19 protein-coding genes are annotated in these 22,017 nt (G+C 54.3%); 10 read left to right on the forward strand and 9 right to left on the reverse strand.

Going from position 1 to position 22,017, the window contains the following annotated elements:
• Window positions 1-21: 21 nt before the first annotated feature.
• Window positions 22-933: a putrescine utilization regulator PtrR gene (ptrR, locus tag LH22_RS09090; RefSeq protein WP_038645851.1), complete on the reverse strand. Its 912-nt coding sequence runs from the start codon at window positions 931-933 to the stop codon at window positions 22-24.
• A 104-nt stretch (window positions 934-1,037) separates the two neighbouring features.
• On the opposite strand from ptrR, the gene LH22_RS09095 reads away from it, so the two are divergent.
• From LH22_RS09095 to mglC, 7 genes are all read left to right on the forward strand, one after another.
• Window positions 1,038-2,168 (forward strand): YbfB/YjiJ family MFS transporter, encoded by a 1,131-nt coding sequence (locus LH22_RS09095; protein WP_038645853.1) that lies wholly within the window; start codon window positions 1,038-1,040, stop codon window positions 2,166-2,168.
• A 125-nt stretch (window positions 2,169-2,293) separates the two neighbouring features.
• The gene (gene folE, locus LH22_RS09100) at window positions 2,294-2,959 is read left to right on the forward strand and encodes a GTP cyclohydrolase I FolE (RefSeq protein ID WP_038645856.1); all 666 of its coding nucleotides are present in this window, start codon (window positions 2,294-2,296) and stop codon (window positions 2,957-2,959) included.
• Window positions 2,960-3,008: 49 nt separating this feature from the next.
• On the forward strand, window positions 3,009-4,169 hold the full coding sequence (yeiB, locus tag LH22_RS09105; RefSeq protein WP_038645858.1) for a DUF418 domain-containing protein YeiB: 1,161 nt from the start codon (window positions 3,009-3,011) through the stop codon (window positions 4,167-4,169).
• A 141-nt stretch (window positions 4,170-4,310) separates the two neighbouring features.
• Window positions 4,311-5,351, forward strand: a complete 1,041-nt coding sequence (galS, locus tag LH22_RS09110) for an HTH-type transcriptional regulator GalS (protein WP_038645861.1) — start codon at window positions 4,311-4,313, stop codon at window positions 5,349-5,351.
• A gap of 304 nt (window positions 5,352-5,655) precedes the next feature.
• Window positions 5,656-6,651: a galactose/glucose ABC transporter substrate-binding protein MglB gene (gene mglB / locus LH22_RS09115; RefSeq protein ID WP_038645864.1), complete on the forward strand. Its 996-nt coding sequence runs from the start codon at window positions 5,656-5,658 to the stop codon at window positions 6,649-6,651.
• Window positions 6,652-6,721: 70 nt separating this feature from the next.
• Entirely contained in the window at window positions 6,722-8,242 is a 1,521-nt protein-coding gene (mglA, locus tag LH22_RS09120; protein ID WP_034824907.1) for a galactose/methyl galactoside ABC transporter ATP-binding protein MglA, read from the forward strand.
• Window positions 8,243-8,260: 18 nt separating this feature from the next.
• Window positions 8,261-9,271, forward strand: coding sequence for a galactose/methyl galactoside ABC transporter permease MglC (gene mglC, locus LH22_RS09125; protein WP_038645867.1), 1,011 nt, complete (start codon window positions 8,261-8,263; stop codon window positions 9,269-9,271).
• A gap of 1,056 nt (window positions 9,272-10,327) precedes the next feature.
• Here the strand turns inward: mglC and sanA are convergent.
• The 6 genes from sanA to metG all read right to left on the reverse strand — a co-directional run bounded on the left by sanA (window position 10,328) and on the right by metG (window position 17,267).
• Window positions 10,328-11,047, reverse strand: a complete 720-nt coding sequence (gene sanA, locus LH22_RS09130; RefSeq protein WP_034824903.1) for an outer membrane permeability protein SanA — start codon at window positions 11,045-11,047, stop codon at window positions 10,328-10,330.
• A 136-nt stretch (window positions 11,048-11,183) separates the two neighbouring features.
• The gene (locus tag LH22_RS09135; protein WP_038645869.1) at window positions 11,184-12,881 is read right to left on the reverse strand and encodes an NAD-dependent malic enzyme; all 1,698 of its coding nucleotides are present in this window, start codon (window positions 12,879-12,881) and stop codon (window positions 11,184-11,186) included.
• A 160-nt stretch (window positions 12,882-13,041) separates the two neighbouring features.
• On the reverse strand, window positions 13,042-13,938 hold the full coding sequence (gene cdd / locus LH22_RS09140; protein WP_038645871.1) for a cytidine deaminase: 897 nt from the start codon (window positions 13,936-13,938) through the stop codon (window positions 13,042-13,044).
• Window positions 13,939-14,062: 124 nt separating this feature from the next.
• Entirely contained in the window at window positions 14,063-14,755 is a 693-nt protein-coding gene (locus LH22_RS09145) for a CidB/LrgB family autolysis modulator (RefSeq protein ID WP_038645873.1), read from the reverse strand.
• A complete protein-coding gene (locus tag LH22_RS09150; protein ID WP_034824894.1) occupies window positions 14,748-15,122 on the reverse strand; it encodes a CidA/LrgA family protein in 375 nt (124 codons plus the stop codon). Before LH22_RS09150 ends, LH22_RS09145 begins: the two co-directional genes overlap by 8 nt.
• Window positions 15,123-15,179: 57 nt before the next feature.
• The gene (gene metG, locus LH22_RS09155; RefSeq protein ID WP_276203258.1) at window positions 15,180-17,267 is read right to left on the reverse strand and encodes a methionine--tRNA ligase; all 2,088 of its coding nucleotides are present in this window, start codon (window positions 17,265-17,267) and stop codon (window positions 15,180-15,182) included.
• A gap of 88 nt (window positions 17,268-17,355) precedes the next feature.
• On the opposite strand from metG, the gene apbC reads away from it, so the two are divergent.
• On the forward strand, window positions 17,356-18,468 hold the full coding sequence (apbC, locus tag LH22_RS09160; protein WP_038645877.1) for an iron-sulfur cluster carrier protein ApbC: 1,113 nt from the start codon (window positions 17,356-17,358) through the stop codon (window positions 18,466-18,468).
• Here the strand turns inward: apbC and LH22_RS09165 are convergent.
• The gene (locus LH22_RS09165) at window positions 18,465-18,917 is read right to left on the reverse strand and encodes a GNAT family N-acetyltransferase (RefSeq protein ID WP_038645879.1); all 453 of its coding nucleotides are present in this window, start codon (window positions 18,915-18,917) and stop codon (window positions 18,465-18,467) included. The two genes, apbC and LH22_RS09165, sit on opposite strands and share 4 nt — an antisense overlap.
• A 367-nt stretch (window positions 18,918-19,284) precedes the next feature.
• Between LH22_RS09165 and ahpC the strand changes: the two genes are divergently transcribed.
• Complete coding sequence (gene ahpC, locus LH22_RS09170; protein ID WP_034824884.1) at window positions 19,285-19,848, forward strand: alkyl hydroperoxide reductase subunit C; 564 nt, start codon at window positions 19,285-19,287, stop codon at window positions 19,846-19,848.
• A 70-nt stretch (window positions 19,849-19,918) separates the two neighbouring features.
• Window positions 19,919-21,487 carry an alkyl hydroperoxide reductase subunit F gene (ahpF, locus tag LH22_RS09175; RefSeq protein WP_038645881.1) on the forward strand — a complete coding sequence of 523 codons (1,569 nt, stop codon included), beginning with the start codon at window positions 19,919-19,921 and terminating at the stop codon, window positions 21,485-21,487.
• A 66-nt stretch (window positions 21,488-21,553) separates the two neighbouring features.
• Here the strand turns inward: ahpF and LH22_RS09180 are convergent, their stop codons facing one another.
• Window positions 21,554-21,757: a hypothetical protein gene (locus LH22_RS09180; RefSeq protein ID WP_038645883.1), complete on the reverse strand. Its 204-nt coding sequence runs from the start codon at window positions 21,755-21,757 to the stop codon at window positions 21,554-21,556.
• Window positions 21,758-22,017: the final 260 nt, after the last annotated feature.

The following is a 22,017-nucleotide window of genomic DNA, read 5'->3' on the forward strand; positions in this document are numbered from 1 at the left end:
GATTTACTTAAAATTAAAAACTCACTCAGCGGTTTGCAGCGGGTGCAGCAACTCATCGTTAAGTGGGCGGTCGTCAAACATTTCAATAATCAAATATTTCAGCGCTTCCACGTTGGGCGTGAAGGCGTCGCGTCGCCACATCAGCCAGGTGGCGGTATCGCGATAAGCGGGTGGCAGAGCATGTTCCTGCACGCGGGCGCGGCCGGGCATTTGCGTCAGCACCGACGCCGGAATCATCGCCACACCCGCGCCGCCTGCCACACACGCCACCATGGCGTGATAAGACTGAATCTCCATCACGCTTTTCGGTGAGGTCTGGCTTTCGCGATACCAGGACTCCAGTTTGGTGCGATACGAACAGCTGTTACCAAAGGCAAACAAAGTGTCATGCTGCGTGTCGCGGGCGCTGGTAATCGGGTCGTGATCGAGACTGGTGATCAGCACCATTTCCTCACGAAAGGCGATGCAGCCATTGAGATCGTCATGGGTGGCAGGGCCATCCACCAGCGCGGCCGCCAGCGTACCGGCGCGCACTTTATCGATGATGTCGCCCGAGGTGCCGGTGACCAGCGATAGCGCCACGTTGGGAAATCGTTGATGATAAGCCGCCAGCAGGCCGGGCAGACGGGTCGCGGCGGTGCTCTCCATCGAACCGAAGGCAAAGTTCCCGCCCGGTTCCCCGGCACGGGCCATATTCAGCGCCTCATCGCTCAGGCTGAGGATGCGCTGAGCATAATTCAGGAAATTGTGGCCCATTGGCGACAGTCGAATACGCTGCTTCTCACGGATAAACAGGTCGACGCCAATCTCTTCTTCCAGCTGGCGCAAACGGGTGGTGAGATTGGAGGGCACGCGATGCAATAGCTCCGCGGCGCGCGCCAGCGAACCGGTTTCGGCCACAGAACAGAACATGCGGAGTTGTACTAAATCCATATTCTCTTTCCGTAAACAACTTGGTTAATATTATTCACTTTTCGTGAGTGTAATCGTCATGCATGCTAATAACAAGTGCTAAAAGAATCTGAACGGGAGTGGGAATGGCGTTTCGTGTCGCGCTGAGCGCGTTTTTAAGTTTAGTGGTTGCCATGGGGATTGGGCGATTTGCTTTCACCCCGCAGGTGCCGCTGATGATTCAGGACCATCAGCTTACCCTGACCAGCGCCAGTCTGGTGGCGGCGCTCAACTATCTTGGTTACCTGTGTGGCTCCTTCGATGCCATGCGTGCTCACCAGCGTGTGGAGTGGCGTTTGCAACTGGGTGTCTGGGGCGCGGTGATCCTGACGCTGCTGTCTGCCTGCGTCAGCGGGCCGTGGCTGCACGGCTTGATCCGCTTCGTGATTGGCGGTGCCAGCGGCTGGGCGATGGTACTGATCGCCGCGTGGAGCAACGAGCAGCTGCTGCATCATGGGCGACCGGGCTTGTCGGCGGCGGTGTTTGCCGGACCGGGCACCGGCATATTCCTCAGCGGTATGCTGGCGGTGGCGCTGCATGCCAGTGGTGCCAGCGCGGCATTAGGCTGGGCGGCTTATGGCCTGCTGGCGTTGCTGTTTATCGCTGCCATTGCGCGCTTTTTACCGCGCAGCGGGCAGTTACATCGACCCGATCAGGCACCTGCGCCGCTGGTGCTCAATGGTAATCTGAAACGCCTGGTGCTGAGCTACAGCCTGGCGGGCTTCGGCTACATTCTGCCCGCAACCTTCTTGTCGCAGATGACCGCCGCGCGTTTCCCGGACAGTGCGCTGGCGCAGTTTGTCTGGCCGGTGTTTGGCGGCGCGGCGGTGATTGGCATCGTGCTCGGCATTTTGACGCGGCGCTGGGGCAGCAGCCATCTGCGACTGGCAGTGGTGCTCTGGGCGCAGGCTTTGGGCGTCATCTCCGCGATTGTCCTGCCAGGGTTGGATGGACTGTTAATTAGCGCGCTGTTAGTCGGCGGCGGGTTCTTATGCGTGGTGCAACTGACGCTGCAATACGGCCGTGAGCTGGCGCCGCATCACGCGCGCTATCTGGCCGGGCTGCTGACTACCGGCTACGCGGTTGGGCAATTAGGCGGGCCGCTGCTGTCATGGATCTCCAGCTTGCTGTGGCACCGCCTCGATCCGGCCTTGTGGGTCGCCGGTGGCGCGCTGATTCTGGCAGGCTTACTGGTGCTGCGCCGTTCGGCACCATGAAAAGCTTTCATCTCCGATTGGATTGATTGCTGGATTACGCGCGCGTTGTGTTTCACAATACGCGCTCAGAATTTCCCCCGCAGGCGACGATCTGCGGGCGCATCACCTGCCGGAGAAAGAGTACGATGAGCACCTTAAGTCAGGAAGCCGCCCTGGTTCACGAAGCGCTGCTGGCGCGTGGCCTGGAAACGCCGTTACGCGCCCCGGTGCGCGAAATGGATGACGAAACCCGCAAGCGTGAAATCGCCGGTCATATGACCCAAATCATGCAGCTGCTGAATCTGGATCTGGAAGATGACAGCCTGATGGAGACGCCACATCGCATCGCCAAGATGTACGTGGACGAGATCTTCTCTGGCCTTGATTACGCCAACTTCCCGAAAATCACCGTCATCGAGAACAAGATGAAGGTCGATGAGATGGTCACCGTGCGTGATATCACCCTGACCAGCACCTGTGAGCACCATTTCGTGATTATCGACGGAAAAGCCACCGTCGCTTACATCCCGAAAGAGAAAGTGATTGGTCTGTCGAAGATCAACCGCATTGTGCAGTTCTTTGCCCAGCGGCCACAGGTGCAAGAGCGTCTGACCCAGCAAGTGCTGGTGGCGCTGCAAACGTTGCTTGGCACCAACAACGTGGCGGTGTCGATTGATGCGGTGCACTACTGTGTGAAAGCGCGTGGCGTGCAAGATGCCACCAGTGCCACCACCACCACATCGCTGGGTGGGTTGTTCAAGTCCAGCCAGAATACGCGCCAGGAGTTCTTACGCGCGGTGCGTCACAGCTAATCCTTTGGGCGGCTTATTGCCGCCCGTTTTCTCTCCTTCAGGTCACTCGATGCAACGCTATCTTGCGCTGGATTTCATTCGTGGTTGCGCCATTCTCGGCATTCTGTTGCTCAATATCGTAGGGTTTGGCTTGCCTTCGGCAGCCTATCTCAACCCGGCGTGGCAGGGCGCTGTTTCATTTTCCGATGCCTGGACCTGGGCGATGATGGATGGCCTGGCGCAGCTGAAATTCCTCACGCTGTTTGCGCTGCTGTTCGGCGGCGGGCTGTATTTGCAAATCCCACGCGGCAGTCGCTGGATGTCGGCGCGCCTGACGTTACTGGTGCTGCTGGGTTTCATTCACAGCATCTTCTTCTGGGAAGGGGATATCCTGCTGGATTATGGTCTGACCGGGCTGATTATCTGGCGGATGCTGCGTGAAGTGCCCTCCGACAAAGCTTTGCTGCAAACTGGCGTGTTGCTCTACCTGATTGGTTGCGGCGTGCTGTTGGTGTTCTGGAGCATTTCCAGTCCTGAACCGGGGCGATCGTGGCTGCCGGGTGCCGCCGATATCGAGTATGAAAGCTACTGGAAACTGGTCGGCGGCTGGGAGGCGATTCAGAACCGTCTTGATCATCTTTCCTCCAGCCTGATGGCACTCGCCGCGCAGTACGGCTGGCAGCTGGCGGGACTGATGCTGATTGGCGCGGCGTTGATGCGCAGCGGCTGGCTGAAAGGGGAGTTCAGCGTGCAGCACTATCGCCGCTCGGCCGCGCTGCTGCTGACGATCGGCTGGCTGATTGCCATCCCCGGCATTGTGGCGCAGTGGTTGCTGGGCTGGGAATTCCGCTGGAGCGGCTTTTTGTTGCAGGTGCCGCGCGATCTTGCCAGCCCGTTTATCAGCCTCGGTTATGCGGCGCTCTGCTTTGGCTTCTGGCCGCAAATTGGTGTCACGCGTTTCAGCTATGCGCTGCAATGCGTTGGCCGCATGGCGCTCAGTAACTATCTGCTGCAGACCTTGATCTGTACCACGCTGTTCTACCGTTTCAATCTGTTCCTCAAGTTTGATCGCCTGCATTTGCTGGCACTGGTCCCGGTTATCTGGTTGGTTAATATCCTGTTTTCAGTGCTCTGGCTGCGCTTTTTCCCGCAGGGGCCGATGGAGTGGATTTGGCGCAAACTCACGCGTCTCGCCGCTGGTAAGACGGAGCCTTCCTCCCGCATCAGATAATGATGTTCATCACAAAGGTTGCAGATTTGTATGTAACCGTTTTCATCCGTGTGACGTGATTCACGCAGCTGAACAAAATGCCCTGACAAAATAGCGCCGTTACGCGCTTGTCGCGCATTTTCTCCTCTGTGGAACAGCTGCATGATAACGATTCGAGATGTCGCCCGTCAGGCCGGTGTATCAGTAGCCACCGTGTCGCGTGTGCTCAATAACAGCAGTGCAGTTACCCCTGATACCCGCGAAGCCGTGCTACAGGCGGTGGAAGCGTTGGGTTATCGCCCTAACGCCAATGCGCAGGCACTGGCCACCCAGGTCAGTGACACCATCGGCGTGGTGGTGATGGACGTATCCGATCCCTTCTTTGGCGCATTAGTGAAAGCAGTAGATACCGTAGCCCAGCGTGTTCACAAACACGTATTGATCAGCAATTCCTGGCACCAGGAAGAGAAAGAGCGCCATGCTATTGAGGTGCTGATCCGCCAACGATGTAACGCTTTAGTGGTCCACGCGAAAACGCTTTCAGACGCTGAATTGACGCATTTTATGGACCAGGTTCCGGGTATGGTGTTGATAAACCGCACTATTCCGGGCTATGAGCATCGCTGTGTCTGCCTCGATAATGTAACGGGATCTCTGATGGCAACGCGCATGTTGTTACAACAGGGTCATCAACGCATTGGCTATCTTAGTTCCAGCCACCCGATTGAAGATGTCACACAACGCCGCGAAGGCTGGCTGCAGGCCCTGTCAGAGCAGGGAATTCGCCCGCAGGAGTCCTGGATTGCCCATGGTGAACCGGATATGCAGGGCGGTGAAGCAGCGATGGTGGAGTTATTGGGTCGTAACCTGCATTTAACCGCCATCTTCTCCTACTGTGACGGCATGGCCGCCGGTGCCCTAACCGCATTGAAAGACAATGGTATTCAGGTGCCACAGCACTTCTCCGTCATCGGCTTTGATGATATTCCCATCTCGCGTTACACAGACCCACAGCTGACAACTGTACGCTATCCTATTGTTTCTATGGCGAAATTAGCCACGGAGCTGGCGCTAAAGGGCGCAGCCGGAGAACTCGATCCTGATGCCACCCACTGCTTTATGCCGACCCTGGTACGCCGCCATTCGGTCGCTCAGCGGCAAATTGTGGAGTCGGTCACTAATTCGGGCGATAGCGCTGTGTAACCGTTTCCAATCTGTGATTACATTCACAGTTAATTAACATGGCGCTCACTATGATGGCAGCGTCTTACCGGACTGAAACATCATGTAACGCCGGGTTTTCCTTCTCCGGTCAGGTTTCAGTAGCCGATTGAAATAGTTCACAACACTCTTCAGGAAGCGTTTACGTACAGGGAAGTCAGGATAGCGATGGTGGCCCGGCTTTGCGTTACGCGTCCGCCCCATAAATGAGTTTGAACCGACTGCGCTGGTTGCCCGCAGGTAGCACAGCGCGATGATATGCCCTACATAAAAAACCGGAGATACCATGAATAAGAAGGTTTTCACGCTCACAGCACTGGTTGCCAGCATGATGTTTGGTGCAACTGCGCACGCCGCTGATACCCGCATTGGCGTGACAATTTATAAATACGACGACAACTTTATGTCTATGGTTCGCAAAGACATCGATAGCGAAGCCAAAAAACTGGGCGGCATCCAGCTGCTGATGAATGACTCGCAGAACAGCCAGTCTACCCAGAACGACCAGATTGACGTACTGATGGCCAAAGGCGTGAAAGCGCTGGCAATCAACCTGGTTGACCCTGCTGCAGCGGCAGTGGTGATCGACAAAGCGAAAGCGAATGATGTGCCAGTAGTGTTCTTCAACAAAGAGCCGAACGCCAAAGTGCTGGCCAGCTACCCGAAAGCCTACTACGTGGGTACCGACTCTAAAGAGTCAGGCATCATCCAGGCCAAACTGATTGAGAAGCACTGGAAAGCGACTCCAGCCTGGGATCTGAACAAAGATGGTCAGATTCAGTTTGCGCTGCTGAAAGGCGAGCCGGGCCACCCGGATGCTGAAGCGCGTACCAAATACGTGATCGAAACCCTGAACACCGATGGTTTCAAAACTCAGCAGCTGGCGATGGATACCGCGATGTGGGATACCGCGCAGGCAAAAGATAAAGTTGATGCCTGGCTGTCTGGCCCGAACGGCAACAAAATTGAAGTGATCATTGCTAACAACGATGCGATGGCAATGGGCGCAGTCGAAGCCCTGAAAGCCCACAACAAAACCAGCATTCCGATATTTGGTGTGGATGCGCTGCCAGAAGCGCTGGCGCTGGTGAAATCCGGTGCGATGGCCGGTACCGTGCTGAACGATGCGGAAAACCAGGCGAAAGCCACCATTGATATCGCGAAGAACCTGGCCGATGGCAAAGAGCCAACTGCGGGTACGACCTTCAAGATGGAAAACAAAATCGTACGTGTTCCTTACGTACCAGTCGATAAAGAAAACCTGTCCCAGTTTGTGAAGTAATACGTACCGGGCGCGGCATTACGCCGCGCCTTATTGCATCTGACCCACGTTTTATTTAGCCAGGTAAATTATGGCCAGTGAGAATCCGACCGCACAGCGTGAATATCTGCTGGAGATGACGAATGTCTCGAAATCATTTCCAGGGGTGAAAGCCTTAGATAATGTGAATTTGAAAGTGCGGCCGCACTCAGTCCATGCCTTAATGGGCGAAAACGGCGCCGGAAAATCCACATTATTAAAATGCCTGTTTGGTATTTATAAAAAGGATACGGGGAGCATCCTGTTTCAGGGTGAAGAGATTGATTATAAAAGTTCCAAAGAAGCGCTGGAGAATGGCGTTTCAATGGTGCATCAGGAATTAAACCTGGTATTACAGCGCAACGTGATGGATAACATGTGGCTTGGCCGCTATCCACGCAAAGGTGTGTTTGTTGATCAGGATAAAATGTATCGCGATACCAAAGCGATCTTTGATGAATTAGATATTGATATCGATCCACGTGATAAAGTGGCCAATCTTTCTGTTTCGCAGATGCAGATGATTGAAATTGCCAAGGCATTTTCCTATGACGCGAAAATCGTCATTATGGATGAGCCGACGTCATCGTTGACCGAAAAAGAAGTGAATCACTTGTTCACTATTATCCGTAAGCTGAAAGATCGTGGCTGCGGTATTGTGTATATCTCGCACAAAATGGAAGAGATTTTCCAGCTGTGTGATGAGATTACGATTTTGCGTGATGGACAATGGATTGCCACCCAGCCGCTGGAAGGGCTGGATATGGATAAGATCATCGCCATGATGGTTGGTCGTTCATTGAATCAGCGCTTCCCGGACAAAACCAACGTGCCGGGTGAGACCATTCTTGAGGTGCGCCATTTAACTTCGCTGCGTCAACCGTCGATCCGCGATATCTCTTTTGACCTGCGCAAAGGGGAGATTCTGGGCATTGCCGGCCTGGTGGGTGCGAAGCGTACTGACATCGTTGAAACCCTGTTTGGGATTCGTGAGAAGTCTGGCGGTACCATCAAATTGCACGGCAAAGCGATCAATAACCACAGCGCGAATGAAGCCATTAACCACGGTTTTGCGCTGGTGACGGAAGAGCGTCGTTCAACCGGGATTTATGCCTATCTGGATATTGGTTTTAACTCGCTTATTTCCAATATTAAGAAATATAAATCCAGCATGGGTTTGCTTGATAATAAGCGCATGAAGAGTGATACCCAGTGGGTGATTGATTCAATGCGCGTGAAAACGCCGGGTCATCATACGCAAATTGGTTCGCTTTCCGGTGGTAACCAGCAGAAAGTTATTATTGGTCGCTGGTTATTAACTCAGCCGGAAATTCTGATGCTGGATGAACCGACACGCGGTATTGACGTCGGTGCTAAGTTCGAAATTTATCAGTTGATTTCTGAGTTGGCGAAGAAAGAGAAGGGGATCATTATTATCTCTTCTGAAATGCCAGAATTGCTGGGAATTACCGATCGTATTTTAGTGATGAGTAATGGCCTGGTAGCGGGCATTGTCGAGACCAAAACGACCTCGCAGAATGAAATCCTGCGTTTAGCGTCATTACACCTTTAATGAAGCAAGGGCTTTAACATGAAAGCGACTACTAAAAAGAATGCGCTAACCTGGTTAAAAGAGGGCGGCATTTACGTTGTCCTGTTGGTACTGCTGGCAATTATTATTTTCCAGGATCCGACGTTTTTAAGTTTGATGAACCTGAGTAACATTCTGACCCAATCTTCGGTGCGTATTATTATTGCACTGGGCGTGGCCGGATTGATCGTGACGCAGGGTACTGACCTGTCAGCCGGACGCCAGGTCGGTCTGGCCGCGGTGGTGGCGGCTACCTTGCTGCAATCGATGGATAATGCCAACAAGGTGTTCCCACATCTGGACACGGTTCCGATTCCGTTGGTGATTCTGACCGTGTGCATCATCGGTGGAGTGATTGGCCTGGTGAACGGCGTGATCATTGCCTATCTGAAGGTGACACCGTTTATCACCACGTTGGGCACCATGATTATCGTGTACGGCATCAACTCGCTGTATTACGACTTCGTTGGTGCTTCACCGGTTGCTGGTTTTGACTCTGGCTTCTCCACCTTTGCCCAGGGCTTCTTGCGTTTCGGTGATTTTAAGCTGTCATTCATCACCTTCTACGCGTTTATCGCCATTATCTTCGTCTGGATTCTGTGGAATAAGACGCGCTTCGGTAAGAACATTTTCGCTATCGGTGGCAACCCTGAGGCTGCACGTGTTTCAGGTGTTAACGTGCCGCTGAACCTGATTCTGGTCTATGCGCTGTCAGGTGTGTTTTACGCCTTCGGCGGTATGCTGGAAGCGGGCCGTATCGGCAGTGCCACTAACAACCTCGGCTTTATGTATGAGCTGGATGCGATTGCGGCTTGCGTGGTTGGCGGCGTGTCATTTGCAGGTGGCGTGGGTACCGTGGCAGGCGTGGTGACCGGTGTGATTATCTTCACCGTTATCAACTACGGTCTGACTTATATCGGCGTGAACCCTTACTGGCAATACATCATCAAGGGCGGCATCATCATCTTCGCCGTCGCATTGGATTCACTGAAATACGCACGTAAAAAATAAGACTTAGCACACAGCAAAACATCACTGCAAAAGGCTGCCATTTTATGAATGGTGGCCTTTTTATTTGTGCACACTGCGAAGGGCGAAGGGCGAAGGGCGAAGGGCGGGTGCGGGTACGGGGTGGGCCTTAGCCCCTCTGCTGCTGCCGGGCAGTCCTCGCGCCGCTGACGCGGTGCCTTCGGCTTCCACGTCGTGCCGACGGACCGTTCGGGTAAGGCCGTCCTGGCCAACCTGAATTGCCAGTCGCATCCCTGCGACTGGCTCCTGGCCCAACGTAAAAGCCTCAGCGCTGCGGATAGCCCTTGCAGCAGCAGAGGGGCTATGGCCTCAAACGTTGTGCCCATTTCTCACAACAATGTGGCTTCTGCGGATAGCTCTTGCAGCAGCAAAAGGGCTATGGCCTCATGCGTTGTGCCTGTTTTCTAACAACAATGCGGCTTCTGCGGATAGCCCTTGCAGCAGCAGAGGGGCTATGGCCTCAAACGTTGTGCCCGTTTTCCAAACAGATGCTCGGTTAACACATTGGGTTTTTGCAGTGGCAAAGAGAGATGGGAATAGCTATGTGTCTGCCTTTAGATCAAATGCATGGCATCCGAGCAACGCCCTTGCAGCCGAGCGGTTAAGGCTTGAAGTTGCCTGCCCTTATTTAACAGCAGGCAACAAAGTTCAGGAGCAGGCTGGTGCCGCTTTGGGGGCAGGCATTTCGCAGCGCTGAACAGAGTGAGGATGCCAGGATAGCCCGCAGGGATGCGGGCGGAAGGCGGGGCGGCACATGGATGTGCCATCCCCGCCGTTCCGTAAGGCAGACGAACGGCGTGAAGGCACCGCGTTAGCGGCGCGAGGACCGCCAGCCCCCAAAGCGGCACCAGACAGCGTCACCGTGGCAGCCCAAAGCGGCACCAGACAGCGTCACCCTCGCAGCCCAAAGCGCCACCAGACAGCGTCACCCTCGCAGCCCAAAGCGCCACCAGACAGCGTCACCCTCGCAGCCCTAAGCGCCACCAGACAGCGTCACCCTCGCAGCCCAAAGCGTTACAATAATAGCTTCTGGCAGCATTACTTTTGTAACTTCTCTTCCAAATCCAGCAACTGCTCAGGCGTCACCGCCGGATAGCTCTGCGCATCTTCTGGGACTTCATGCACCGCCGGAATCGGCACCAGCGGCCCAAGGAAGCGAGGCTCGCGTTTCATCAGATACAAATCAGCCAGCGCGCCTAAACGTGCGCCGACCTCACGGAAACGTACTGACAGCATATTTTTAGGCGACGGCACGGCATAGCACTGCGCCTGTATCCCCAGGTGCTGGGCGATGTAAAGCGCGCGTTCACAGTGGAAACGTTGCGTAATGATGATGAAATCATTGGTATCGAACACTTTGCGGGTGCGTACGATTGAATCCAGCGTGCGGAACCCAGCATAGTCGAGCACGATATCGGCAGGATCAACACCAGCTTTGATGAGATCGCGACGCATCGTCATCGGTTCGTTATAGCTTTGCAGCGCGTTGTCACCACTTAACAGCAGATAATTCACCTTGCCGCTGTTGTACGCGTTGAGCGCACCCTGAATGCGATAAAGGTAATACTGATTGATGACGCCAGTGCGGTAATACTTGGCCGTGCCTAAGACCACCCCGACCTGACGATGCGGCAGCGAAGTGACATCTTCATAAATAAAGGGCGCGGTTTTCCAACTGATCCAGCGATCCAGGCCGAGCGCGGTCGCCACCATCAATAAGATGATGAAAAACAGACCAAAGAAAACGCGTTTAATCATGCGCGTAAGCACTCGGTTGGCGAAAAAAAGGATGGCTAAAGGCTACTTGAGGTGGGGGCGCTAAGCAAGTTTACGCCGGTTGGCTGGCGATATTTTAAGCGCAGCCGGTACTGTATTCACCGGCTGCGCTGGCTGATTAGATCGAAGTGCGGCGATAATGACGATACTGCGGCAGCCAGAAGTTGTTGTTCACGGCTTTCGACAGCACATCTTCTGAAGTGACCACGGCCACACCAGCCAACTGCGCTGCTTTACCCACTTCCATGGCGATCAGCTTTGATACGCCCTGAATGTGTTTCAATTCTGGCAGCACCGGGCCTTCGCCATCGTTCACCAGCGGTGAACAGTCGGCCAATGCACGGCTGGCGGTCATCAGCATCGAATCGGTGATGCGAGTGGCACCGGCGGCAATCACACCCAAACCAATACCCGGGAAGATATAGGAGTTATTGCACTGCGCAATTGGGTAGGTTTTACCTTTCCAGGTCACAGGTGCAAATGGGCTGCCGGTGGCGACCAGCGCTTCACCGTCGGTCCAGGAAATGATATCCGCTGGTGTGGCTTCAACGCGTGAGGTTGGGTTCGACAGCGGCATCACAATCGGACGCTTGGTGTGCTTGTGCATCTCGCGGATGATCTCTTCGGTGAACAGACCCGGCTGGCCGGACACCCCAATCAGAATGTCTGGCTTCGCGTTGCGCACCACATCCAACAGTGAAATAGAATCGCTGGTCACATCCCAGTTCTTCAGATTTTCACTCTTCTGCACCAGTTTGCTCTGGAAATCGAGCAAATTAGGCAGTTTGTCGGTCAACAGACCAAAGCGATCCACCATCATCACGCGGGAACGCGCTTCGTCGTCGCTCAGACCTTCGGACTTCATCTGCGCGACGATCTGCTCAGCGATACCGCAGCCGGCGGAACCCGCGCCGAGGAACACCACTTTCTGCTCGCACAAACGGCTGCCCGCTGCACGGCTGGCAGCGATCAGGGTGCCCACGGTAACAGCGGCGGTGCCCTGAATATCATCGTTAAAGCAGCATACTTCATCGCGATAACGCTCGAGCAGCGGCATGGCGTTCTTCTGCGCGAAGTCCTCAAACTGCAGCAGCACGTTCGGCCAGCGGCGCTTCACTGCCTGAATAAACTCATCAACGAAGGCTTCGTACTCTTCGCCGGTAATACGCGGATGGCGCCAGCCCATATACAGCGGATCGTTCAGCAGCTGCTGATTGTTCGTTCCCACATCCAGCACCACAGGCAGGGTATACGCCGGGCTGATCCCGCCACAGGCGGTGTACAAGGACAGCTTACCGATTGGGATACCCATACCGCCGATGCCGAGGTCGCCGAGGCCGAGAATACGCTCGCCATCGGTCACCACGATCACTTTCACATTCTGCTTAGTGGCGTTTTGCAGCATATCTTCAATGCGATCGCGGTTGTTATACGAGATGAAAACACCGCGCGCACGACGATAAATTTCCGAGAAGTGTTCACAGGCCGCGCCGACGGTTGGGGTGTAAATAATCGGCATCATCTCTTCCAGATGATTATCCAGCAGGCGGTAGAACAGCGTTTCGTTGGTGTCCTGGATGTTGCGCAGATAGACGTGCTTGTCGTTATTGTTTTTGAAATCCAGGAACTGACGCCAGGCACGCTCTGCCTGCTCTTCGATGGTTTCAACGGCTTCGGGTAACAGGCCATTGAGATTGAATTCGTTGCGTTCTTCCAGGGTGAAGGCGCTGCCTTTATTCAGCAGCGGAAATTCCAGCAGAATCGGACCCGCGTAAGGAATATACAGCGGACGTTTACTTTCGTAGTCGAGTTCCATGCAGTGTTTGCTCCGGTTGCAGTGTTTTCTGACGTGTCACCGGGAAAAGGTAACGCCAGACCTGTTTCTTGTGAAGTGGTTCTGGCGCCCGATCCTATGAGGATTCTTGCAGATGTACAGCTTTTGTTAATAGAAAGTCACAAAAGCGATGAAAGGATCACTAAACTGATGTTTTCGAAACTAAAGTAAGTGAGAAATCTTCACAGCCCAGCGCCGCCAGCGTGGCGCGAGTGGCATCGCGCTGACTCAATGTACTGTCTTCACATTCGACCAGCACAGCCTGTTGGATGGTATCCAGCGCTTCATTCCGCATGTTCATCATAATTAGCGCAGCCTGCAATGGCGGCAAACTCGGGTTAAAGGCCGCGTTTTCTGCATAGCGTCCGGTGAACAGGTTGCCGCTTTGGCTGCGCAAGGCCACGCCACTGTAACTGTGGCTGTATGGCGCGTGACTCTGGTTCGCGGCTTCTATTGCCGCCTGCTGTAATGCATCACCTTCTGAAGCGAAGCCGTGATGAATCGGTGTCAGCAGACGTTCAGTGATATTCAGATCGACAGGGCCAAACGCATCGGGCAAATAATCACCCAGCGTACTCACCGCGCGCCCCGGTAAACTGATGCGGATCGCCGTGCCGCTGTTCAGCTCGTTCATAAACTGACGACAGTGACCGCACGGCGTGTAGTTAACGGTTATCGCATCCAGCTTCTCTTCGCCGTGCAGCCAGGCGTGCGTGATGGCGCTTTGCTCCGCATGCACGGTTTGTTGCAGCGGCGCATGTTCAAACTCCATGTTGGCACCGAAATACCAGTGACCGCTCACCCCACGCGAAATGGCACCCACATTAAAATGAGACACCGGTGCCACCGCACAACAGGCCGCAATCGGCAACAGTGCCAGCGCTAAGGCATCCTCATCCAGCCCCGTCTCCTGCTTCAGACGCGCCACATCCTGTGGGCGTAGTACGCCGTTAAAATCAGCTGAATCCAGCAAGGAGTGAATCGCAGTTTGCAAGTCAGCGGGCAGGGCGGAGAAAGCAGCAGTAAATCGTGGATGCATGATGTGATGACCTCATTAACGCGTTAGCGGCGATGCGCCGCCTATGGGGTTATATGTGATCTGTGTCGCTATGACAATGCAAGCTGATTGAGTCGTTTCAACTTTGCGAGATCTCTCGCAAGTTTTAGCCCAACCAGTGCATCAACAGCGGGAAAAGGAACGGTGCCAGCAGCGAAGTAATAATGCCGCAGATCACCAGTGCCAAAGAGCTAAACGCCCCTTCCTGATAATCGATCTCTGCTGCGCGCGCCGTGCCCAACGCGTGCGATGCGTTGCCAATCGCCAGGCCGCGTGACGATTTGCTGTGCACGTTAAACAGATTCAGCAGCATATGGCCGAACACCGCACCGAGCACGCCAGCAATCAATACGCAGATGGCGCTGATGGCGGGAATACCGTGCAGTGAACCGGATACCGCCATGGCAATTGGCGTGGTAACGGATTTCGGCATAATCGTCGCGGCAATTTCTGGCGTAGCCCCCATCCACAGCGCAATAGCCGTGCCGGACACCATCGCCGTAATGCTGCCGATAAAACAGACGCTGATGATGGTTTTCCAGCGCGCGCGAATCTGATGCATCTGCTCATACAGCGGCAATGCAAGCGCGACCACCGCAGGTTGCAGCAGCTGATTAAGGAAGGTGCTGCCGGCGAAATAGCGGGTGTAAGGGATATGCGTGAGCAACAGGATCGGAATGACAATCGCCATCGCCACCAACAGCGGATTAATAATCGAGATATTGATTTTGGCTGCCAGCTTACGCGCCAGCAGATACGCCACCACGGTGAGCGGCAGTGACCACCAGGCGTCAGTCATGAGGCTGCTCCTTCGGGCGCTGCAAACGTTCGGCGCTCAGGCCAACGATCAGCAGCACCATAAAGGTACTTACCACGCAGGAGACGACAATCGGTCCAAACTGTGCGCTCAGGATGTCGGTATACCCCATCACGCCGACGCTGATCGGCACAAACAGCAGCGCCATATAGCGGATCAGCAAATGACAGCCCGGTTTCACCCAGCCCACCGGCAGGATTTGCAGTGCCAGCAGGGTAAACAGCAGCAGCATGCCGATAATACTGCCTGGAATGGTAAACGGCAGCAGGGCAGCAATACCGTTTCCGGCATAGAGCGCGGCATAGATAATCACAAAGGCACGCAAATAGTGCCAGCAAGCAGTTAGCACGGCAGGCTCCACAACAGAGTATCGATAAAAAAGCCGCCCTGAAGGCGGCTTGTTCAATTACTTAACCTGCATTCCAGGTTGTGCGCCGCTATCAACGGACAACACAAACAGGTCGGAACCGCCAGAACCGGCAGACAGCACCATGCCTTCTGACACGCCGAAACGCATCTTACGCGGCGCCAGGTTAGCGACGATGATGGTCATCTTACCGACCAGCACAGACGGATCGGGGTACGCCGCGCGAATGCCGGAGAAGATTTGACGCTTCTCACCGCCGAGATCCAGTTCCAGACGCAGCAACTTGTCAGAACCTTCCACCAGTTCGGCTTTCTCGATCAGCGCCACGCGCATATCAACTTTAGCAAAATCATCGATGGTGATGGCCTCACCAATCGGTGCGTCAGCCAAAGGACCGGTTACCGCAGGCTTGTTGGCGGCAGCAGCGTCCTCTTTCGAAGCTTCGATCAATCCTTCAACCTTGGCCATTTCGATACGACCATACAAGGCTTTGAACGGTGCGACATCGTGATCCAGCAACGGCTGCGCAATCGCATCCCAGCTCAATTCCGTGTTGAGGAAAGCTTCGGTACGCGCGCTCAGTGAAGGCAGCACCGGCTTCAGCCAGGTCATCAGAATGCGGAACAGGTTAATACCCATTGAGCAGATCGCTTGCAGGTCAGCATCACGGCCTTCCTGTTTCGCCACCACCCAAGGTGCCTGCTCATCCACATAGCGGTTGGCAAGGTCAGCCAGCGCCATGATTTCACGGATGGCGCGGTTGTATTCGCGGCTCGCCCAGGCTTCACCAATCTTCTCTGAAGCATCGACAAAGGTCTGATACAGCGCCGGATCGGCCAGTTCGCTCGCCAGTTTGCCGCCAAAGCGTTTAGTGATGAAACCGGCGTTACGAGACGCGAGGTTCACCACCTTGTTAACGATATCGGCATTCACGCGCTGTACGAAATCTTCCAGATTCAGGTCGATGTCGTCGATGCGTGAAGAGAGTTTCGCCGCGTAGTAGTAACGTAGGCTGTCGGCATCCAGATGCTGCAGCCAGGTGCTGGCTTTGATGAAGGTACCGCGCGATTTGGACATCTTCGCGCCGTTCACTGTCACATAACCGTGCACGAACAGATTGGTCGGCTTGCGGAAGTTGCTGCCTTCCAGCATCGCTGGCCAGAACAGGCTGTGGAAGTAAACGATGTCTTTACCGATGAAGTGATACAGCTCGGTAGAAGAATCTTTTTTCCAGAACTCGTCGAAATCGATGTTACCGCGCTTGTCGCACAGGTTCTTAAAGGAACCCATGTAACCGATTGGCGCATCCAGCCACACGTAGAAGTATTTGCCCGGCGCACCTGGAATTTCGAAACCGAAATATGGCGCATCACGGGAGATATCCCACTGCTGCAAGCCCGATTCGAACCACTCCTGCATTTTGTTCGCCACCTGCTCCTGCAATGCACCTGAACGGGTCCAGGTCTGCAACATCGCGCTGAATGAAGGCAGGTCGAAGAAGAAGTGCTCGGAATCACGCAGTACAGGCGTCGCGCCAGAGACCACGGATTTCGGATCGATCAGTTCTGTCGGGCTGTAGGTCGCGCTGCACACTTCGCAGTTATCGCCGTATTGATCCGGTGACTTACATTTCGGGCAGGTGCCTTTCACAAAACGGTCCGGCAGGAACATGCCTTTTTCCGGATCGTACAGCTGTGAAATGGTGCGGTTCTTGATAAAACCGTTCTCTTTCAGGCGCGTGTAAATCAACTCCGACAGCTGACGGTTTTCGTCGCCGTGGGTGGAGTGATAGTTGTCGTAGCTGATGTCGAAGCCCGCGAAGTCAGTTTCGTGCTCCTGCTTCATCTCAGCGATCATCTGCTCAGGTGGGATACCAAGCTGCTGTGCTTTCAGCATGATCGGCGTGCCGTGGGCATCGTCTGCGCAGATGAAGTAAACCTGGTTGCCACGCATTCGCTGGTAACGGACCCAAATGTCAGCCTGAATATGTTCAAGCATGTGACCGAGATGGATAGAACCGTTTGCGTACGGCAGTGCGCACGTTACCAGAATTTTTTTAGCGACTTGAGTCATAGTTTGCGTAGCGTTCCGTGAATAAAAATCGGGCTTAGATGTTACCCGAAGCACCCTCTGGCGTAAACACAACTGGACGGCATCTGATATTATTGAAAGCACACCGCCGTTATCTGGCGTTATGAAAACACAAGGAGTTGGGATGACTTCACAATCCCGGGAACATCATTCACCCGAAGCATTGCGCGCTGTGGTTATCGGCGTGCTGAGTGACTTTGAACATCCGACGCTGCATCACAATCTGACTACCCTCAAAGCACTGCGCCATGTGGCGTTACTCGACGGCAAACTGCACATCGAACTGGTGATGCCGTTTGCGTGGGCCTCGGCCTTTGAGGAGCTTAAGGCGCAAACCAGCGCTGAGCTGCTGCGTTTAACCCATGCCAGCGCCATTGACTGGCGTTTGCGGCATGACATCGCCACGCTCAAGCGGGTGAAAAATCATCCCGGCGCGACAGGCGTGAAGAACATCATTGCGGTGAGCTCCGGTAAAGGCGGCGTGGGCAAATCCAGTACAGCGGTGAACATGGCGCTGGCGCTGATTGCCGAAGGCGCGAAGGTCGGTATTCTCGATGCCGATATTTACGGCCCGTCGATTCCCAATATGCTCGGCACCGAAAGCCAGCGTCCGACCTCACCGGATGGCACGCACATGGCACCGATTATGGCGCACGGATTGGCGACCAACTCGATTGGCTATCTGGTCACCGATGAGAATGCGATGGTGTGGCGCGGTCCGATGGCCAGCAAAGCGCTGATGCAACTGTTGAACGAGACGATGTGGCCGGATCTCGATTACCTGATTCTCGATATGCCGCCAGGCACCGGTGATATCCAGTTAACGCTGGCGCAAAACGTACCGGTAACCGGTGCGTTAGTGGTGACGACACCACAGGACATCGCCCTGATTGATGCCCGCAAAGGCATTGTGATGTTTGAGAAGGTCAGCGTGCCGGTGTTGGGCATTGTGGAGAACATGAGTATTCACATTTGCAGCGAATGTGGCCATCACGAGCCGATATTTGGCACGGGCGGCGCGCAGAAGCTGGCGGCTGATTACCACACGCAGCTGCTGGCGCAATTGCCGCTGCACATCAATCTGCGTGAGGATCTGGATGATGGTGAGCCGACGGTGATCCGCCGTCCGGACAGCGAATTCACTGCGCTTTATCGTCAGCTAGCCGGTCGTGTGGCCGCCCAGCTCTACTGGCAGGGCGATGTAATTCCGGCCGATATTGCTTTCCGCGCGGTTTAACGTAGCGTTTTTCCGCTGGCGCGTGTCGTCAGCGGAAAATGCATCAACACATATTTTCCCTGTTCGCTCTCACCGGTGGCTTCACGCTGCCAGCCGTGTTTGAGGTAAAACGCCTGCGCGGGCTCATTTAGCATCAGGCATTTCAATGCACCGGTTGAGGTGAAGCGGCGCTGCACCGCCTCCAGCAGAGCGCTGCCAATGCCGCGACCCTGAAAGTCAGGATCGACATACAGGCTGTGCAGGAAATTGTCGTTAGGAAGGATGCCGGCAAATCCGGCGCGGTGTCCCTCGACGAACGCCACTAACACCGTTTCACCCAATATCACCCCATCCAGATCTTCCAGCGCCCAATCATCGCCATCCAGCCATGTCCAGCTATGACGTCGTGCAGCCAGAAACAGCGTGCGCAGAAAAGGGCGATCGGCTTCCTCAAATAATCGAATGTCCAAGCAGGGGCTCCAGTTGAAGAATGGCAAATTGCGTGTCGGTCGCCATAAATGCTGACCCGGCATCAAAGCAGGGTTTTATATCGCAACAGTCCCAGGGAAGGTTGACCCTACAGCAAAGCAGGATCTTCGCAGGGTGCGCATTGATGCGCATCTGTCGCCATACAGGGCAACTTAGGTAACAATAGCCGACCTAAAAGATAAAGCCTGTCAAATCATCAGGCTTTCTGTGTAGAATGCCGCGGCAAGCCGCATGGAATCTGGCATCAGCACTTTGATAGCTTTTGATTATCTGATTGATAACGACTGCATATTAGAAGTTGGCCCGGAAAAACTGTAACTTGCATCACATCTTTTAACGGAGGTCACCATGTCCATCATTAATACCAAAATCAAACCATTCAAAAACGCAGCGTTCAAAAACGGCGAATTCATCGACGTAACCGAGAAAGACGTTGAAGGTAAATGGAGTGTTTTCTTCTTCTACCCGGCTGACTTCACCTTCGTATGCCCGACTGAACTGGGTGACGTGGCAGACCATCATGAAGAGCTGCAGAAACTGGGCGTAGACATCTACTCTGTTTCTACTGACACGCACTTTACCCACAAAGCCTGGCACGGTTCTTCCGAAACCATCGCAAAAATCAAATACGCGATGATCGGCGACCCAACTGGCGCACTGACCCGTAACTTCGAAATCATGCGCGAAGACGAAGGTCTGGCAGATCGCGGTACCTTCATTGTTGACCCACAGGGCATCATCCAGGCTATCGAAATCACCGCTGAAGGCATTGGCCGTGACGCATCTGACCTGATTCGCAAAATCAAAGCGGCTCAGTATGTTGCTTCTCACCCAGGCGAAGTTTGCCCGGCTAAATGGAAAGAAGGCGAAGCAACACTGGCTCCATCTCTGGACCTGGTTGGCAAAATCTAAGCAACACCCAGCCATTCGATCTTTCTCAATCGGGTGCTACGGCACCCGATTTTCTTGACAGGAACTCACTATGCTCGATACCAATTTAAAAACACAGCTCAAGGCTTACCTTGAGAAATTAACGAAACCGGTTGAGTTGATTGCCACACTGGATGATGGCGCTAAATCTGCGGAGATCCGTTCTCTGCTGACCGATATCGCGAGCTTGTCAGAAAAAGTCAGCTTCCGTGAAGAGAATGATCGTCCGGTTCGTAAACCCTCTTTCCTGATCACTAACCCAGGGAGCCAGAGCGGTCCCCGCTTTGCCGGTTCGCCAATGGGACACGAATTTACTTCACTGGTGCTGGCACTATTGCAGACCGGTGGACACCCTTCGAAAGAGTCGCAGAGCCTGCTGGAGCAAGTAGTGGCTCTGGACACCGACCTGCATTTCGAAACCTATTACTCGCTGTCATGCCATAACTGCCCTGACGTGGTACAGGCGCTGAACCTGATGGCAGTGCTAAACCCACGCATCAGCCACACCGCGATTGATGGCGGCATGTTCCAGAACGAAATCACTGAGCGCAATGTGATGGGCGTTCCTGCGGTATTCCTCAACGGCAAAGAGTTCGGTCAGGGTCGTTTGAGCCTGGCGGAAATCGTCGGCAAAGTGGACACCAACGCAGAGAAGCGTGCGGCAGAAGAGCTGAACAAGCGTGAAGCCTATGAAGTGCTGATCGTCGGCAGCGGCCCAGCGGGCGCAGCGGCAGCGATTTACTCGGCGCGTAAAGGTATCCGCACGGGCCTGATGGGCGAGCGTTTTGGTGGCCAGGTACTCGACACCGTAGACATCGAAAACTACATCTCAGTCCAGAAAACCGAAGGCGCTAAGCTGGCGGGTTCACTGCGCGCCCACGTTGATGATTACGATGTTGACGTCATCGACACCCAGAGCGCCATCAAGCTGATTCCCGCTGCCAAAGAGGGCGGTCTGCACGCGATTGAAACCGCGTCTGGCGCAGTGCTGAAATCACGCAGCATCATCATTGCCACCGGTGCACGCTGGCGCAACATGGGTGTGCCGGGTGAAGAGCAGTATCGCACCAAAGGCGTGACCTACTGCCCACACTGCGACGGCCCGCTGTTCAAAGGTAAACGCACGGCGGTGATCGGCGGCGGTAACTCTGGTGTTGAAGCGGCTATCGATCTGGCTGGCCTGGTTGAGCACGTGACGCTGCTGGAATTTGCCAGCGAAATGCGTGCCGACAAAGTGCTGCAGGACAAACTGCGCAGCCTGAAAAACGTCGATGTGATTCTGAATGCCCAGACCACCGAAGTGAAAGGCGACGGCAGCAAAGTGACTGGCTTGAGTTACATCGATCGTACCAACCAGACCAGCCATGAAATCGCGCTGAGCGGCATCTTCGTGCAGATTGGTCTGCTGCCCAACACCACCTTCCTCGAAGGCGCGGTGGAACGTAACAAAATGGGCGAGATCATCATCGACGCCAAATGCGAAACCAGCCTGAAAGGCGTGTTCGCGGCCGGTGACTGCACCACGGTGCCGTACAAGCAGATCATTATCGCCAGCGGTGAAGGCGCGAAAGCCTCACTCAGCGCGTTTGATTACCTGATCCGCACCCAACCGGCTGAATAAGTTTTATTGCGATAGCCACGCAGCAGCCCCGTAACAGATGTTACGGGGCTTTTTTTTGCCTGTTATTCATCCTAACCAACGGCGTGCTTCCGCATCGCTGATGTCGCGATAATAAATTTTATGCAAACGCTCGCCGCAACCTTTGCATTGCGCTTCAACATGGGTAGAAAAATAGTGGCGGCCGGAAGGGCAAATTGCGCCTTTACGCGAAATACGAATGTCGTGCCATTTATGGGCGTGCGGAATAAAGCTGAATAATTTTGAGATCATTATCGATTCCGGAATTGGATAGGCAGTGACTCTCTTCAAGTCCGGAGGGGGATTAGGCCTTGCCACAGCGGGCGGGGCGTTGATGTGCATCAATGAATGCGAAGGCGGGTGTTTATTAGTCGATTTTTCAGTGATTAGAATAAATCTGGCAAATTCAGATGAGAATTATTTAATGATGATAATTGACCGATATAGCTTTTTTTAAAATTCAGCCTGTCGAATGATTTTAACTATTTTGATTTAGTGCCGTTTTCCGCGTC

It is taken from the genome of Pantoea rwandensis, assembly GCF_000759475.1.
Taxonomy (GTDB): domain Bacteria; phylum Pseudomonadota; class Gammaproteobacteria; order Enterobacterales; family Enterobacteriaceae; genus Pantoea; species Pantoea rwandensis_B.

Coding starts and splice junctions, on each gene's coding strand:
- ahpF (WP_038645881.1), top strand. CDS start 19,919: ATGCTCGATACCAATTTAAAAACACAGCTCAAGGCTTACCTTGAGAAA.
- LH22_RS09095 (WP_038645853.1), top strand. CDS start 1,038: ATGGCGTTTCGTGTCGCGCTGAGCGCGTTTTTAAGTTTAGTGGTTGCC.
- galS (WP_038645861.1), top strand. CDS start 4,311: ATGATAACGATTCGAGATGTCGCCCGTCAGGCCGGTGTATCAGTAGCC.
- apbC (WP_038645877.1), top strand. CDS start 17,356: ATGACTTCACAATCCCGGGAACATCATTCACCCGAAGCATTGCGCGCT.
- mglB (WP_038645864.1), top strand. CDS start 5,656: ATGAATAAGAAGGTTTTCACGCTCACAGCACTGGTTGCCAGCATGATG.
- LH22_RS09180 (WP_038645883.1), bottom strand. CDS start 21,757: ATGATCTCAAAATTATTCAGCTTTATTCCGCACGCCCATAAATGGCAC.
- cdd (WP_038645871.1), bottom strand. CDS start 13,938: ATGCATCCACGATTTACTGCTGCTTTCTCCGCCCTGCCCGCTGACTTG.
- LH22_RS09145 (WP_038645873.1), bottom strand. CDS start 14,755: ATGACTGACGCCTGGTGGTCACTGCCGCTCACCGTGGTGGCGTATCTG.
- mglA (WP_034824907.1), top strand. CDS start 6,722: ATGGCCAGTGAGAATCCGACCGCACAGCGTGAATATCTGCTGGAGATG.
- yeiB (WP_038645858.1), top strand. CDS start 3,009: ATGCAACGCTATCTTGCGCTGGATTTCATTCGTGGTTGCGCCATTCTC.
- ptrR (WP_038645851.1), bottom strand. CDS start 933: ATGGATTTAGTACAACTCCGCATGTTCTGTTCTGTGGCCGAAACCGGT.
- folE (WP_038645856.1), top strand. CDS start 2,294: ATGAGCACCTTAAGTCAGGAAGCCGCCCTGGTTCACGAAGCGCTGCTG.
- ahpC (WP_034824884.1), top strand. CDS start 19,285: ATGTCCATCATTAATACCAAAATCAAACCATTCAAAAACGCAGCGTTC.
- mglC (WP_038645867.1), top strand. CDS start 8,261: ATGAAAGCGACTACTAAAAAGAATGCGCTAACCTGGTTAAAAGAGGGC.
- sanA (WP_034824903.1), bottom strand. CDS start 11,047: ATGATTAAACGCGTTTTCTTTGGTCTGTTTTTCATCATCTTATTGATG.
- LH22_RS09135 (WP_038645869.1), bottom strand. CDS start 12,881: ATGGAACTCGACTACGAAAGTAAACGTCCGCTGTATATTCCTTACGCG.